Source organism: Motilimonas sp. E26, from assembly GCF_021278025.1.
GTDB lineage: Bacteria > Pseudomonadota > Gammaproteobacteria > Enterobacterales > CBDFNC01 > Motilimonas.
Genome location: NZ_JAIBHJ010000005.1, coordinates 26,054 through 40,606, shown reverse-complemented (window position 1 = coordinate 40,606; position 14,553 = coordinate 26,054). Strand labels below are relative to the sequence as shown.

General features: G+C 46.8%; 17 protein-coding genes. 3 read left to right on the top strand and 14 right to left on the bottom strand.

What is annotated here, in order from left to right; genetic code table 11:
- Nucleotides 1–58: 58 nt before the first annotated feature.
- From K1M91_RS05885 to nqrM, 3 genes are read left to right on the top strand one after another with little or no spacing between them, the layout of a single operon-like run.
- Nucleotides 59–370 carry a DUF134 domain-containing protein gene (locus tag K1M91_RS05885; protein ID WP_232800630.1) on the top strand — a complete coding sequence of 104 codons (312 nt, stop codon included), beginning with the start codon at nt 59–61 and terminating at the stop codon, nt 368–370.
- Nucleotides 367–768, top strand: a complete 402-nt coding sequence (locus tag K1M91_RS05880) for a NifB/NifX family molybdenum-iron cluster-binding protein (protein ID WP_232800629.1) — start codon at nt 367–369, stop codon at nt 766–768. The genes K1M91_RS05885 and K1M91_RS05880 overlap by 4 nt, the downstream gene beginning before the upstream one ends.
- Nucleotides 768–959: a (Na+)-NQR maturation NqrM gene (nqrM, locus tag K1M91_RS05875; RefSeq protein ID WP_232800628.1), complete on the top strand. Its 192-nt coding sequence runs from the start codon at nt 768–770 to the stop codon at nt 957–959. The genes K1M91_RS05880 and nqrM overlap by 1 nt, the downstream gene beginning before the upstream one ends.
- Nucleotides 960–1,235: 276 nt before the next feature.
- Here nqrM and K1M91_RS05870 read toward each other — a convergent pair whose 3' ends face one another.
- The 14 genes from K1M91_RS05870 to K1M91_RS05805 form a co-directional block, all read right to left on the bottom strand.
- Nucleotides 1,236–2,480: a beta-ketoacyl-ACP synthase gene (locus tag K1M91_RS05870; RefSeq protein ID WP_232800627.1), complete on the bottom strand. Its 1,245-nt coding sequence runs from the start codon at nt 2,478–2,480 to the stop codon at nt 1,236–1,238.
- Nucleotides 2,477–3,199, bottom strand: coding sequence for a 3-ketoacyl-ACP reductase FabG2 (locus K1M91_RS05865; RefSeq protein WP_232800626.1), 723 nt, complete (start codon nt 3,197–3,199; stop codon nt 2,477–2,479). The genes K1M91_RS05870 and K1M91_RS05865 overlap by 4 nt, the downstream gene beginning before the upstream one ends.
- Before the next feature lie 62 nt (nt 3,200–3,261).
- On the bottom strand, nt 3,262–3,750 hold the full coding sequence (locus K1M91_RS05860; RefSeq protein WP_232800625.1) for a 3-hydroxydecanoyl-ACP dehydratase: 489 nt from the start codon (nt 3,748–3,750) through the stop codon (nt 3,262–3,264).
- A complete protein-coding gene (locus K1M91_RS05855) occupies nt 3,740–4,969 on the bottom strand; it encodes a beta-ketoacyl-[acyl-carrier-protein] synthase family protein (RefSeq protein ID WP_232800624.1) in 1,230 nt (409 codons plus the stop codon). The genes K1M91_RS05860 and K1M91_RS05855 overlap by 11 nt, the downstream gene beginning before the upstream one ends.
- 9 nt (nt 4,970–4,978) lie before the next feature.
- Nucleotides 4,979–5,629: a DUF3261 domain-containing protein gene (locus K1M91_RS05850; protein WP_232800623.1), complete on the bottom strand. Its 651-nt coding sequence runs from the start codon at nt 5,627–5,629 to the stop codon at nt 4,979–4,981.
- Nucleotides 5,626–7,998 carry an MMPL family transporter gene (locus K1M91_RS05845; RefSeq protein WP_232800622.1) on the bottom strand — a complete coding sequence of 791 codons (2,373 nt, stop codon included), beginning with the start codon at nt 7,996–7,998 and terminating at the stop codon, nt 5,626–5,628. The genes K1M91_RS05850 and K1M91_RS05845 overlap by 4 nt, the downstream gene beginning before the upstream one ends.
- Nucleotides 7,999–8,003: 5 nt before the next feature.
- Nucleotides 8,004–8,666, bottom strand: coding sequence for an outer membrane lipoprotein carrier protein LolA (locus K1M91_RS05840; RefSeq protein ID WP_232800621.1), 663 nt, complete (start codon nt 8,664–8,666; stop codon nt 8,004–8,006).
- A gap of 3 nt (nt 8,667–8,669) precedes the next feature.
- The gene (locus tag K1M91_RS05835; RefSeq protein ID WP_232800620.1) at nt 8,670–9,095 is read right to left on the bottom strand and encodes a thioesterase family protein; all 426 of its coding nucleotides are present in this window, start codon (nt 9,093–9,095) and stop codon (nt 8,670–8,672) included.
- Nucleotides 9,085–10,632 carry an aromatic amino acid ammonia-lyase gene (locus tag K1M91_RS05830; RefSeq protein ID WP_232800619.1) on the bottom strand — a complete coding sequence of 516 codons (1,548 nt, stop codon included), beginning with the start codon at nt 10,630–10,632 and terminating at the stop codon, nt 9,085–9,087. The genes K1M91_RS05835 and K1M91_RS05830 overlap by 11 nt, the downstream gene beginning before the upstream one ends.
- A complete protein-coding gene (locus K1M91_RS05825) occupies nt 10,632–11,534 on the bottom strand; it encodes an acyltransferase (protein WP_232800618.1) in 903 nt (300 codons plus the stop codon). The genes K1M91_RS05830 and K1M91_RS05825 overlap by 1 nt, the downstream gene beginning before the upstream one ends.
- A 2-nt stretch (nt 11,535–11,536) precedes the next feature.
- Nucleotides 11,537–12,313, bottom strand: a complete 777-nt coding sequence (locus tag K1M91_RS05820; RefSeq protein WP_232800617.1) for a glycosyltransferase family 2 protein — start codon at nt 12,311–12,313, stop codon at nt 11,537–11,539.
- A gap of 6 nt (nt 12,314–12,319) precedes the next feature.
- Nucleotides 12,320–12,664 carry a 3-hydroxyacyl-ACP dehydratase gene (locus tag K1M91_RS05815; protein WP_232800616.1) on the bottom strand — a complete coding sequence of 115 codons (345 nt, stop codon included), beginning with the start codon at nt 12,662–12,664 and terminating at the stop codon, nt 12,320–12,322.
- Complete coding sequence (locus K1M91_RS05810; RefSeq protein WP_232800615.1) at nt 12,657–13,991, bottom strand: class I adenylate-forming enzyme family protein; 1,335 nt, start codon at nt 13,989–13,991, stop codon at nt 12,657–12,659. The genes K1M91_RS05815 and K1M91_RS05810 overlap by 8 nt, the downstream gene beginning before the upstream one ends.
- On the bottom strand, nt 13,984–14,553 hold the full coding sequence (locus K1M91_RS05805; RefSeq protein ID WP_232800614.1) for a hypothetical protein: 570 nt from the start codon (nt 14,551–14,553) through the stop codon (nt 13,984–13,986). Before K1M91_RS05805 ends, K1M91_RS05810 begins: the two co-directional genes overlap by 8 nt.

The following is a 14,553-nucleotide window of genomic DNA, read 5'->3' as shown; positions in this document are numbered from 1 at the left end:
TGGCATATGCTAATAACTGAATTAGGATAGCATAAGTACTTAGCAAAGAGCACCAATAATGAGACCCAAAATCAAACGTCATATTTGTCCACATCATGGCTCGCCCTATCGATTTTTTAAACCGAATGGCATCCCCACGAGTGAGTTAAACCAAGTCAGTATTGCGGTGGATGAGTTTGAAGCCATTCGGCTGGTGGATCTTGAAGGCTTATCTCAGCAAGATGCCGCTAAGCAAATGCAAGTATCGCGGCAAACATTCGCCAACATTCTGAAGCAGGCTCGGCATAAGATCACTCACGCCTTGGTGCATGGCGAGGCTTTGGCTCTTGGCGAAAACCGACCAATAATTGAACAAAAGGAATCAAGATGATTTATGCCATCGCGACAAGTAATGAAAAGTTATCTCATCGTTTTTCTCAGTCTGAGAGCTTCGATTTTTATGACCAACAGGGGCTGTGTTTAGCGCGGATTGAGAATCCGGCACTTACTACATCGGGTTGTCAGGGCAAAGCGCAGTTAATTAATATGCTTACTACCATGGGCTGTAAAACGGTCATCGTCAGAAAGATAGGCCAAAAAACCTTAGCTAAGCTTTTAATGGCGGGGATAGAGGTAGAGCAAGGCAATACTCGTCATTCGGTTACTGAGTTATTGGCGCAAGCGAAGGCTCGAAGCCATTCACTGACTTGCCCTGATCAAGGCGTACTCCCTCAAAATGGCAGCTGTCAGCATGCTGGTTGCCATGGCCACATAAATGGTTGTCACTAATGGAATATGCGCTAGCTTTTGTGATTTTTTTATTCATCTCGCTGGCCATGGCGTTGGGCGTAATTTTTAAGCGCCGCGCCATTCAAGGCAGTTGTGGTGGTCTCGCCAGTATTGATATTGAGCCCAGTTGTGATTGCCAACAAGTGTGCGCCGAGCATCGGGTGTTGTATCAGATCCAAGAGCATAGGTAAGGCGGCCAAGGCGACATAGTCACCCTTGCCTTATGCATGATGCTATCCATGTAGTGGGACGAGAGCTCACTTTGCATGGTTTTAGCCAATTATGTTCGTCGCTCCTAATTGAATCGTAATCTGTCTAGTCATCTGGATCTCGCATAAGCGGAGGTGGTCGTGTAAGGTTCCTTGTTAGCGTTCCAGGTTTCGATAAAGCACCAAATTGGTATCTTTTTCGTCCAGCTATACAAGCCCGTGAAGACCCCCCTAATTTCCAATCAAAATATCGCGTTATTATTCGATGTGTTTTTTGAAAATCAGTGATGTATTAATCCCACCAAACGCAAAGTTATTGCTCATGATAGTGTCGCACGCTAATTCCAATGGTTGGTCTTTAATGTAATGTAACGCACCGCAAGCGGGATCCACCTGTTGTAAATTACGTGTGGCGGCAAATTGCCCTGCTAACATCATTTTGATACTTAACATGGACTCGAGTGAGCCACATGCCCCCAGGGTATGACCAAAGTGGCCTTTAAACGAGCTGATAGCCGTTGTTGGGTTAAACAATGCCGCCGTCGCATTACTTTCGGCAATATCGCCGCGCTCGGTAGCGGTGCCGTGGGCGCAGACATATTGAATGGCGGAGGGCTCGATGATGGCATCGTTTAATGCCAGCTGCATGGCTTGTTGCATGGTCTCGGCTGTGGGCTGAGTCACATGCTCTGCATCGCAGTTGGTGCCAAAGCCTATCACTTCAGCGTAAATGCGAGCTCCGCGAGCCAAGGCATGATCGCGATTTTCTAAAATAAGGGTACAACCGCCTTCACCAATGACTAAGCCATCACGCTGGTGATCAAAGGGCTTTGGGGTGGTTGTTGGTTCGTCATTTTGTAAACTAGTGGCGTAGAGTGTGTCAAATATTGCTGCTTGCGTCGGGCATAACTCTTCAGCACCTCCTGCTATCATCACTTGTTGTTGGCCGTATTTTATGGCTTCGTAAGCGTAACCTATAGCTTGTGAGCTAGAAGTACAGGCACTGCTGGTGGTGATTACACGGCCTTTTAAGCCGAAAAATAGTGCCGCATTGACAGCTGTGGTGTGGCTCATTAGCTTGATATAGGTGGTGGCAGTGATGCCCGCGGTAGTGCGTTTTTCTAACACATCGGAAAAAGCTGCCAGTGGCGATGAACTGCCACCACAAGAGCCATAAGCGATGCCAGTTTGGCCATTGCTTAAAACATCTTTACCAAGTAAATCGGCATCGATTAATGCGTGTTCGGTGGCTAACGTCGCAAATTTGGCGACACGGCCCATGGCGCGGATTTTTTTTCGGCTGTAATGTTTCGGTAGGCTGAACTCTAGCACTGGCCCCCCGAGTTGAGTATTTAATCCTGCTATGTCTTGCCATTGTTCCATCCGTTTTATGCCCGACTTATTTGCGAGTACATTAGCTAAAATGGATTCTGGAGTTTGGCCTAATGAGGTGATAGCACCAAAGCCAGTAATAACAACACGGTGGCCTTTAATGCGAGTCATAGCATGCCTCCATTGATTGAAATCACTTGGCGTGTAACATACGCCGCTTTATCAGACATCAAATAGGCGACTAAGCCTGCTACCTCTTCCGGCTTGCCGGCGCGTTGGCTGGGTACTAAGGTTAAGGCGTGCTCTAGGGTTTCTTGATCTAACATGTCGGTTTCTATGAGCCCTGGGGCAACACAGTTAACAGTGATTTTGCGCTTTGCTAGCTCGACCGCTAGGGCTTTGGTTGCGCCAATCACCCCTGCTTTTGCTGCGCTATAGTTTACTTGACCGCGATTACCCATGATCCCAGAAACCGAAGCTAAGGTGACGATCCGGCCGCCTTTTCTGGTGCGGATCATGGGCATAATACAAGGGTGTAGTACGTTATAAAAACTGTCTAAGTTGGTGTGGATAACGCTATCCCACTCGTCGCCTGGCATTGCTGGAAAGGCATTGTCGCGCGCGATCCCGGCATTGTTCACCACGCCATAATAAGCACAGTGTTCGGCAATATCGGCTTCAATGACTTGTTTAGTTTGTTCGCGATCACTGATATCAAACTGGAGCAATTGAGATGACTGTCCAAGCGCTGCGATGTCTGCTTGGGTTGCTCGCGCGCCGGCTAAGTCAGTGTGATAGTGTACAATAACTGTAAAACCTTGCTGACTTAATTCAATGGCGATGGCGCGGCCAATCCCTTTGCTGGCTCCGGTGACTAATACTCTGCGCATAAAAATTGTTCCTACTACTTAAATTCAATCAATGCTGCATCACAGGGGCAGCGCTAGCCTTATTAGGCTAAATAAGTTTTTAAGGTGTCGGGGTCGGGCAAATATGCATTGATCCGCGCCTCAGCGATTAAAGTACCTAAGCCTGACCATGGCTCATCAACCCCTTGATGCAAAGAACAAGCAAATACGGTAAGCGAATTGTCGGTTAGCACATGAGTGGCGCTAATTTGCAGTTTTTGCCCAATCTTAAATAGTGGCGTCTGTACTTGATAACTGCGCGTACCGAGTAAAAAACCGATTTCAGGCTCTTGTGCTTTAGCTCTGGCTTGTACGCCTGCGAAGGCGGCAATGGTTTGCGCCATGTATTCGATACCTACCCAGCTTGGTACACCTTGCTCGTTGGCAAACAATGAGTTTGCATGGATCTCTAATTGGCTAATGCAGCGCGTTTCATCGGCAAATATGATCTTATCCAATAGCACCATGCTACGGCGATGAGGGATAAAGTGCTCAGCATCAAATTGGGCTAACGAGGTTGGTTTAACGGTCATGAGGAGGCTCTGTTTGCACTGGGGTTAATGAATGACGGCCTATAATAACGGAAACATTGCTGCCGCCAAAGGCAAATGAGTTACTCATAAAGATGCCCGATTGCCAAGTTTGTGCTTGGCGGATCAGCCCTATGGGAGGCAAATCAGGATCATAGTCAGTACTACCTTGTTGTTGTGGCAAAATGCGACGCGGGTTTTGGCTACTTAATAGCAGCGCGCATAATAACCATTCTTGAGCGCCTGCTGCCCCTAAGGCATGGCCCGTCAACGGTTTGGTTGAGCTGCAAGGTGTATTCGTGCCAAAAATACGATTGATGAGGTGGCTTTCCATTGCATCGTTTTTAATGGTGGCGGTGCCGTGTAGATTGATGTAACCAATCTGTGCTGGAGTCACTTTCGCTTGCTCTAAGGCTTGTTGAATCGCGAGCTCGGCTCCCCGGCCTTGTGGATCGGGCGATGAAATATGAAAGCCATCGGATGCTTCGCCGACACCTAACAGCTGGATCTCGGAAGGTTCTTTGCTTAGGCAGGCTAAAGCGGCTGCTTCACCTATGTTTATGCCGTCACGCTGGGGGGAAAACGGTAAGCAGATATCTGTTGCTAAAGACTCTAACCCATCAAAGCCGTTGAGCGTAAGACCAGAGAGTGTGTCACAGCCGCCCACTATCACCATATCTGCCAAATCGGCATGCAGTAATCGCTGTGCACTGGCGAGAACCTTGCCTGAGCTGGAACAAGCTGTTGAAATGGTATAGCTCACGCCGGTGAGGCCTAAATAAGTGGCGGCAAAGGCAGATAAGTGACCGATTTCTTGCTGCGTATAATTATAATCGTCAGGCCAGTTTCCTGTGTGTATTTGCTGTGTTAGTGCCGTTTCACCATCGGCAATGCCCGATGTACTGGTCCCTAAAATAATGGCGATGCGATCGGCACCATAGCGTTTTTTGGCTGCAGCTATTGGCTTGGCGATTTGGCTTAAGGCACTGAGTAATAATTGATTATTACGCGTTTGGTAAGATACTAGGTATTCGGGTAAGTGAGGTAAGGGATCACAAACTTGACCGACTAATACGGTTTTTCCCGACACTAAGGGACCATACGGGCGTAACAAATTAGCAGGTGGCTCCAATAGGTGTTCAAGCACTTGGGCTGCGTTAACTCCCAACGGGCTAGTGATGGCAAAATGGTTTAGATATAAAGGCGCACGTTCAGGTTGCACTGTTTGCTCCTATGGCTCAGCGTTAGGTTGGGGTTCAGCCATGATGGATTGAGCTAATGGCGCAGGTGTAAATGTTAAGGTTTTAATCTCCAGCTGATAACCGCGTAAATGGTTGTGGAAGTGGATATGGTTTTGCCAGCGGCTTTTCGCTGCTGTTACATTCGGGTTTGGCGCGTAGTCAATGGCAATGATTAATGTTTGTGCGAGCCAAATCTCACGTCGTGTTGCTGACTCTTTGATCGTGATCTCCTTACCGTGCAATGATTGCTTCAAGGCATCGTAAGGCAAATAGGTTAGTAAGAAATCAGCCAGCATATACCTCACATCAACTTGCGCGACACTGGTTTGGCTGGTGGTCAAGTTATTTGGCGTAAGCGTGGCGCTGAACAGCGAGGGGCCCCAAGGGGCAAGGGCAAGTAATACCAGTTTATTTTCGGTGAGTTCAAGCTGAAACTGGCCATTAAAGTCTTGGTTGCCGTATTGCCCAGTAACTAACTGAGTGGCGTGAAAAGGTTGGCCTAAGGCGTTCGGAGCGGGCAGCTGCAAGGCTAATTGGCGGCTGAGCCGTATACTGTCTGCAGGCACTGAAGTGAGCTGACTACAGGCCGATAACAGTATTATCAAGGCTATGTGGGAGAGCAAGCGGCAAAGAAGTGTCATGATTGCTCCTCGGCGCTGCGCCAAGACTGTAATGCAATGGGAGCAAAGCCATAGGCGGCAATAATGCCTATTAGTACTGTTGTGCCAAATGAAGCAATGGCGTAAGTATCGCTTAATGCCAGTAAACCAAATGACAATATGGTGGTTAGTGCAGACAAAGTGATGGCTAAGTGAGTTGGATAAATATTGCGTTGCTTGTTTGACATAGGTTTCATTTTTTCCTGCTGGCGCTTAGGTATTAAAATCCCCTGTTGGGCGGCAAAAAATAAGGTGTAATCTATACCGATACCTAGCACCAAAATTAATGCAATAACGTGAAATAAATTAATGGCTTGGCCTGTCAAAGCTAATACAGCTAAGCTGCTTAGTGCGGCTAAAATGGGCGCGAGTATGATTTTAGTGGCGACCTGTCTACCAAAGTATCCCCATAAGGCTAACAAAATAATGCCATAAGCTAGTACCAGCAATAGCGTCATTAACTGTCGATATTGTTTAAATAATGCTGATAGCTGAGCGCGCTGATCTACTAACTCTACTTTGGGCAAGCTATCGACTAACTGTTGTAAGCGGGCTTTATCTTTGACCCCGGATAAAATGACTAAACTGGCATGCTGTTGCGGCAATGCCAACCAACCAAATTGCTCGCTCACAGGTGAAGCCAACCACTGAGTGAGTGTGAGTGGGGCTGGCGATGTCATTAAGGTTTGCGTAATTTTGTTCTGCTCGGCTTGCGTCATCCCGAGCTGAGTTAAGTACAGGCTGAGCTGATGGTTGATCAGCTGTTGCCAAGCGAGATGACTTTGCTGTTGCTGATTGGGGCTGGGAACCCATTGGCTAATACTTTGGTATCCGTCCAGTGTTTGCTGCTGTTTCAACTTATCTAATTGCACTGACACTACTTGATTTAGCGTTAATAAATCGGCTTCGCTTTGCCCTTGAATCAATAAATAGTAAGACTCTAATTGCTGTTGTGTAATGGTTTTTATTTGTTTTTCTTGCGCTGTTAATTCCGCTGGTAGCTGCTGCAGCTGACGGATATCGTCATTGCTGGTTAACAGCCAAGCGCTACAAGCAAGCAGTAATGCAGCAGAAACAAGTGTGGCGCGTTGGGATAAGCGCTGAGCGGGTTTTAGTAGCCAAGGCAAATAATGCATGCCTAATGTTGGCGGGCGATGTTGCCACTTAATAAGTGGAAAAATACCTAGCACGAATAAATAACAAAATATCAGGCCACTGCTGGCAAATACCGCCAGTTGCTGCAACCCAGGGAAAGGCGCTAATGCCATGGTTAAATAAGCTGTCACACTGGTACATAAGCCAGCAGTAATACCGTGATAAACCCGCTGTAGGGGTTGTTTTTGCTGAGCTTCGACCAAGTAGTGAAACGAGTAATCAACTGAAACTCCAATTAAACTCGCGCCAATCACTAGAGTGAAAAGGTGGATTTGACCAAATACCAATACGGTTGTGGCAAGGGCAACTAGGCAGCCACAAGCAATCGCGCTAAAGGTAAGTATTAGCGGTGTGATACTGCGAAAGCAGATTAAGACAAGTAAAATAACGCCCAATAATGAGCCTAAGCCTATGCTGGATATTTCAGTTTTGGCTGAGTTTGCTCCTGCTTGGCTGTAAAACAGTGCGCCAGATTTTAGCGTGGTTACTGAGTATGTTTGTTCAACTTGCTGCAAAATGTCGTCAATGTACTCACTCAAGCTGGCTTGTTGTTGTAACGAAAAATGGTCACTGTGTGTATGAGCAGTCACCAGCACATAATGTAATCCTTGATAGTGAAAACTAATGTAACCTTGAGCTAACTGCCCATGATTAGGTTTGGGTAATAGTTGGCTAAGGCTGGTGGCGAATAAGAAAAAGGGGTCTTGCTGTAACAATTGTGAGTTCGTTGCGGCCATTGGACCGTATAACGCCATTAGAGCTTGTTGTGCAACTTGTTGGCCGAAATCGACATTAATAGCTTGTTGTTGTGCTGGGCTGAGTAAATAGCTGCGCAGCGGAAAGTAAAATTGACCTAATTGACGTTGTTGTTCTGTATTAATAGTGAGGTTTACCTTAGCTATTTGCGGCGCTTGTTGCAGCAACGAGCTTAGGGTGCTGGCAGCTTGCTGCGCTTGTTTGAGATCGGGCTGACCAATCAAAAATATCACTTGATTACCCAGTTGTTTATTCACTTGGTGTTGCGCGGCGGCTAAGGTTGCGCTGGGTAACTTCCCTTGTTGTTGCTGCGGCAACAGGGTGAGAAAGTTTGCCTCGAACAGAGGGCCTTGGTCGGCTTTAACCAGCAAAGTAACGACACTTGCTAGCAGTAATAGTAAGACAAGACTCGCGCGGATACGCAACGACAAGTGCAGCATACGAGTTAAGGCTCCACGGTGTTACTGCTTACCACATCAGAAAATTCAATGGTTAGCTTATCTTGATTGCTATCGATTAACTCAAAGTAATTTATGTGCTTGTTTCCTTGCAGACGAATGCTTTTAATTGCTTGATTTAAAGGGCTCCCCAATGGGACCCCTCCTAGCTGCCAAGCATTAATGTCGCCTGTAAAATAGAGCTGAAAGTTTTGTTTTAGGCTGATTTCATCGCCGCGAAACAAGCCTAAGAACAAACTTGAAAAAGCAAATAGTGCAGGTTGCTCTTGTGCGCTGATCACTTGCACTGGACCGTCGGCAATTTGTTGGCTGAGCTGGGTGTTGTTTAAGCTAAGTTGACTGGCAAAAGGAGTGATTTGTTGCCAATGCAGCCCTGCGCTGGCCGATAAACTAAAGTTTCCCGATGAAACTAAGGGCTGACTGAGAAGGGCCAGATGACGATGCTGGACAAAGCGACCTTGGAGCTGTGAGTACTGTGACAACTGCGTCAGAACTTGGCTCATTTGCTGTTGCTGTGCACTTGGCTCAGTTAACGCAAATTTAGGGCTAAATAGCTTATCTTCTGGTAACACTTGCTGATTGGCTTGGGCTGGCAAACTCAAGCTAGTAAGTACCCACAACAGCAGGCTGGAGCTAAAGGTTTTAAACATATATTAGCCTATGTAGGGTTGCAGTTTTTCGATTAAGATCGACGGCGATACATAGCACATTTCTTGGCTGCTTTGTTCTACCGCCACTTGCAAGGTGTGCCCTTTGGTCAACACCTCGCCACTGATTTTATCGCAAACTCGGTAGTTAATTTTAACTCTATGCTCATACTCGACTAAATCGGCATAAATGACGATATGTTGTTCAAATCGAGTGGGGCGAACATACTTAACCCTAACATCAACGATCGGCCACACAAAATCGGATGCAGCCATCGCGCTGTAACTAAAATCAATTTTTTCAAATAAAGCACAGCGCGCTAATTCAAAATATTTTAGATAGTTGCCATGCCAAGTGATGCCCATCGGGTCGCAGTCAAAAAAAGTGACTTGATGATTGATTGCGGCGCTGAGCACAATGTTATCGGTCACCGTAAAGCTCCCAGTGTTTTTGTTGGATTTGACTTAAGGTTCGGCGTAAGTCGTCTTCCAATGGTCGATCTTCACTGACAAACTCAAACTGCTCAAAAATGCGATCTTTAAATTGTGCCAGCGCTGGTGTTAGTTGTTGCGGTGTCAATTCGCCTTGGCTATTACGTAATGAGATGCCTTGGCTGACAGCCAGTAAACTGGCTGCGGTGACTTGCTCGGTTAGCTCTAACACTCGTAAGCAATCTCGCGCTGCAATGGTGCCCATACTGACTTTGTCTTGATTATGGCATTCGGTAGAGCGTGAGAATACGCTCGCTGGCATGGTTAGTTTCAGGGCTTCGGCAGTCCATGCTGAGGCGCCAATTTGTACTGCTTTGAAGCCGTGATTGATCATACTGCGCTCGGCACTAGCGCCTGATAGGTTAGCGGGTAAGCCGTTGTTGAATTTCGTATCCATTAACAGCGCCAGTTGACGATCTAACAGATCTGCGATATTTGCGACCGCGTTTTTCAGTGAGTCCATCGCAAAGGCAATGTGACCACCATAAAAGTGACCGCCATGAAGCACATGTTCGTCAACACCGTCGATAATAGGGTTGTCGTTAGCGCTGTTAAGCTCTGTTTCGATAAACTGACGTAAGAAGGGTAACGCGTCTTGGAGTACTCCGATCACATGAGGAGCGCAGCGCAGTGAATAACGATCTTGCAATCGATCTGAGTTCCGCGGCATATCGAGATGCTCAAGATCGCTTCGGATCCAGGAGGCAATTTGAGCTTGACCGGGGTGGGGTTTCACCGCAAATAATTTTTCATCAAAATGGAAGGCATTGCCCTTAAGTGCAACGCTGGCCATGGCGGTAATACGGCTGGCTAATTTGGCTAAATAGCGTGCGCGATCGAAAGCAATGCAGGCTAGTGCTGTCATTACTGCGGTGCCGTTCATTAAGGCTAAGCCTTCTTTTGGTCGCAACGTGTGTGGCCTAATACCGGCAAGAGTCATGGCTTGTTTCGCGGCCATTAACTGGCCTTGATAGTACACCTCGCGCTCACCAATTAAGGCTCCCGCTAGATAAGATAAAGGGGTTAAATCACCACTGGCCCCAACCGATCCTTCCTCTGGAATACGTGGAACTAAATCTAAATTAATGAACGCCACTAACTGCTCTAGCAGCGCCATACTGACGCCTGAGGCGCCTTGGGTCAGTGAATTTAAGCGTGCGACCATGACCGCGCGTGCTTGGATGGGGGTTAAATTTTTACCCAAACCACAGCCGTGAAAACGGGTTAAATGCATGGGGAGTTCAGTGACTAAGTGCGGAGGTATAGTCACGGTGCACGAGTCGCCATAACCTGTGGTCACACCATAGATAACCCCGTCTTCCGCTAGTAACCGGTCTAAAAATTGGCTTCCTTGATTTATTTTGCTGATAAAGCTGGTTTGTTTGCTTAGCTGCACTTGGCCTTGACTTTGCGCCAGTTGCACGACTTGTTCAATAGTAATTGGCTGCTCGCCAAACAGGATCGGAGAAGGAGTCATTAAGGTGTTTTCTGCCAAAAGTTGAAAAAGTTAAACCATTGATACGGTGTTTTACGAGCGGCTATTTCTAGTTGCTCGGCATAGTGTCCTACCGCGACCGCTAAGTCTTGTTGCCGCTGCTGGCGTCTTAACACTAGCTTAGGGCTTAGCAATTGGGCGTTGATTTCAAAGTGTTGATCGATGCGCTGACAAAATAAACTAAACACAGGGCACTTGAGTAAGCTTGCTAGAATAAAAGGTCCTTGCGGAAAATAGGCTGTTTCTCCAAGAAACGGCGCGCCAATACTTCGTTCGGGAACCTGCGTTGAGGTGCGATCCGCCATGATGGCGATAAACTCACCCGCGGCTATTTTTTCTGCCAGCATGATAGCAGTATCGGGGCCGACATTATCCAGTTGGATCAAATTAAGGTTGGCTGTTGGCGCAATTTTTGCCAGCATGTTATTAAATTTGACTGCGTTTTTAGTAAACACCAATGCATTTATTTTTAGCCCTGGTAACACATCACTTAAGGCGCGACAGATTTCAATGTTGCCTAAGTGAGCGCAGAGAAATACGCCGCCTTGGCCTCTTTCAAGCATCTTGAGCACATCAGCGTTACCATAGCTTTTCAGGTGTTGTTGGTTAATCAAGCCACACCATACCGATACCTTGTCGAGAGCGGCGTGGCCAAAGCACATAAAATGCTTAAAGCTAGATAGCTGCTGATGCGGGCTAATGCGGGCTAGATAATCACGAGAGGCTTGCTTACTTTGCTTTGATGTTAAATAAAAATAACCAATCACAGGGTATAAAAACCAAGCGGTGACTCTTGGCCCCACTAATTTATACATCGTTAGCATAAAGCTTAAGCCCCAACTGGCGCCGCGCTCTTTGCGTTTTGACCAATGACTTTTGCTCATTACTAGTCTATTCCTTGAGGCTGCTGGTAACGTTGCCATTTCATCGCGAGTAATTTAGGGATTCGTATCAACATACCAAAGAACAATTTAGTGTGCATTTTGCTGATCAATACGTTGTCGGCCCAGCCTCGAAAGTGTGAAATGCCATCTTTAGGGTAGATGACCTGTGTGGGAAGCTGTTTAAAAGCAATCCCTTGCCAATATAAACGCACCATAATTTCAATATCGAAGTCCATTCGTTGGCCTAACTTTTGTTGCGTCAATAATTGACAGCAAGGAGCAAGGGGGTAAACGCGAAAACCACACATGGTATCTTTTAGCTCTAGCGAAAGCGTTTCAATCCAAACCCAAACATGTGTGACATAGCGGCCATATAAGCGTCCCTTTGGGATGGAATTATCATACACAGGCACGCCAGCAATAAGGTCGCAGGGATTAAGTTCGGCACTGGCTAACATTGCTGGAATATCAGCTAAATTATGTTGGCCATCGGCATCTATTTGCAGTGCATGGCTAAAACCTGCTTTAAATTGGTGGCGCATACCAGCCATTACTGCACCGCCTTTGCCGAGGTTTTGCGCAAGAGTCAAGCTTTGGCATAGTGGATGAGCAGCCACCTGTTTGGCTAAGATAGCTTTGGTTTCGTCATTACTGCCGTCATCGACCACCAAGATTGGTAAATTGAATTGGCTCAGTGCGTTTAAGGTCGCCGTTAAGGTTGCACCATGATTATACAAGGGCACAATAAAACAAGGCTTAAATGGCACCGTCGACATCATGCTGAGTTAACTTAATAAGATTCGACCCGAAGCATGTAGCCCCTGATCAGAGTGATAACAGAAGTACAACTTACTTTTGCGTGGATCAAACTTTAAATCCAGCTGGATCTGTGTGTCTGGCTTAATCAGTTGTTGAAATTTGATCACTTCCATACCGGCAAAGGTTCGGTCCAAAAGCAATACAGTACGGCCATAAAACATCACAAACTCAATTTGTGCTACGCCGGGTAGGATGGGGCTTGCTGCAAAGTGTCCGTCAAAATAACGTAAGCTAGTGGGCATAGTTAAACTAAGCTCCGCTTGGTGCTCATTGATAATTTTAGTGTGAATAAGTTCTGGATAATCAGTCATGAAATACTTCTTGCAAGGCTGCATGGGTTAATTTGCCTTGGCTATTGTAAGGCAAGCTGGCCAGGTAGCGGTATTTTTTTGGTCGTGCAATAGCTTCAATATAGGGGCTGATGCTGTGATTAAAAATTTGACTGAGAGCGCGTTTGCCTTGAGTTTTCAGAGCTTGTTGACCGCTAGCGGTGAGTACTAAAGCGCAGCCAATAGCTTGGCGATGGGTCAGTTCAAGGGCGCAGGCGCAGGCTTCTTCAATCCAAGGGTGGGTCATTAAATGTTGTTCGATAGCGACTAAAGAAATGCGCTTTTCTTCCACTTTGACAATGCGATCACCGCGGCCGAGTAGTTCAAAATGATCTTGGTCGATAAGCTTAGCGGTATCGCCCATGGTAACGCTGTTAGCACTAAAATATGGGGATCTTACCTGTAAAAAACCGTCGCAATTTAGGCTGATGTCGACGTTATCAAAGCGTCGCCACAGGCTATTTCTACGTTGTTGTCGCCATGCCACACCACCGGTTTCAGTGCTGCCTAAAACTTCTATTGCGTCTTGCTGTAGCTGTTGCTGACATAAGTGTGCGCCTGCAAGACTTAATGCTCCTCCTGAGCTAAACACATGACTTGGTGTGGTTTGACAGGGTTCTATTTGTGCCAAACGCTTGAGCAGTGCTGGGCTAGTGATGAAAATATAAGGCTGGCTGATGTGCGTCAATTGCTCAGGATATTCTAGTTCAAAGTTCGCGAAGGGTCGCAGGCTTAGCCAAGGCCATAGCAAACGAAATAAAAAACCATAAATATGTTGGCAAGGAACACTGGCGTAGACAGGTTGCGATGCCATGTTAGTGCCAAAGGTGCGCTCTAATTGGGATATCTCGGCCAGTAACTGCGGCCACGTCTTATGCTCTTTTTTGGGCGTACCAGTCGAGCCAGAGGTGTAGAAATAAACTCCAACATTTTCGCTAATGGCTGGTAAGGGCAATTCGATATTGGCAGTTGGTGTCATTGGTAATATCAGCTGCTGATATTTACCAGTCAGCGAGCACTCCGGTGCACTTAGTACCACGTCAAAATGAGCGCTCATTTGCGCCACTGTACCTGCTGCATTATTGGGTAATAAAACCGGCGTTTTACCTGTATGCCACAGCGCGAGCAAGGCTGTCAAAAAGTCTAATGGCTGTTGTACGTTAAGCAACCATCGCTGCGCGCGATGAGCTTGTAATTGTACCACTAGCGCTTGTAACTTTGGTTGCCACTCGCCCACGGTGATCTGGGAACCATCTGCGTTAAAGGCAATGATCTGAGAGGCTGTTAAAGGTAGGTTTAGTTTAAACATGGCCGGGGTCGCGCTTTTTAAGCCATTGACGGACGATGAACTCAATCGCAAATAAGAGGCCGATTGCTAGATAGCTGGCCATGCCGTTATACCAAGTCCACGTAGCTAGGCTGCAAAATACAGCAGTATAAAAAGCGATACTGGCATTGATGAAAAAAAAGCCGCACCACATTTGAGTTACTCGGCGAATATAGGTTAAAGCAAAGGGGGTCAGATTGGGCTCGGTCAGACGGGCAAAGCGCTCTATGATTGTTGGTGGATGTATTAAACTAAATGCGAACACTGCCAGTAGACTGAGGTTGATCCAGACTGGATATAAACGCATACCGATTAAGTTATCTGTGATAGCGCTGAGGCTTAGCAGCAATAAGCTGCCGCCTAGCATGACTAAGGGAAATATGCCAGGTAAGCTGGCTTGCTGCGTTTTTTTGGCGTGCCAATGGCGCAGCAGTAAGAGCGCCGCTAACACCATCACTAAGGTTTGGATGCTGAAATAACCTAAACCAAAAAATACCAGCACGGGGTAGAGTACTAGGGCAGCGGCCACAAAGATATTGAACAA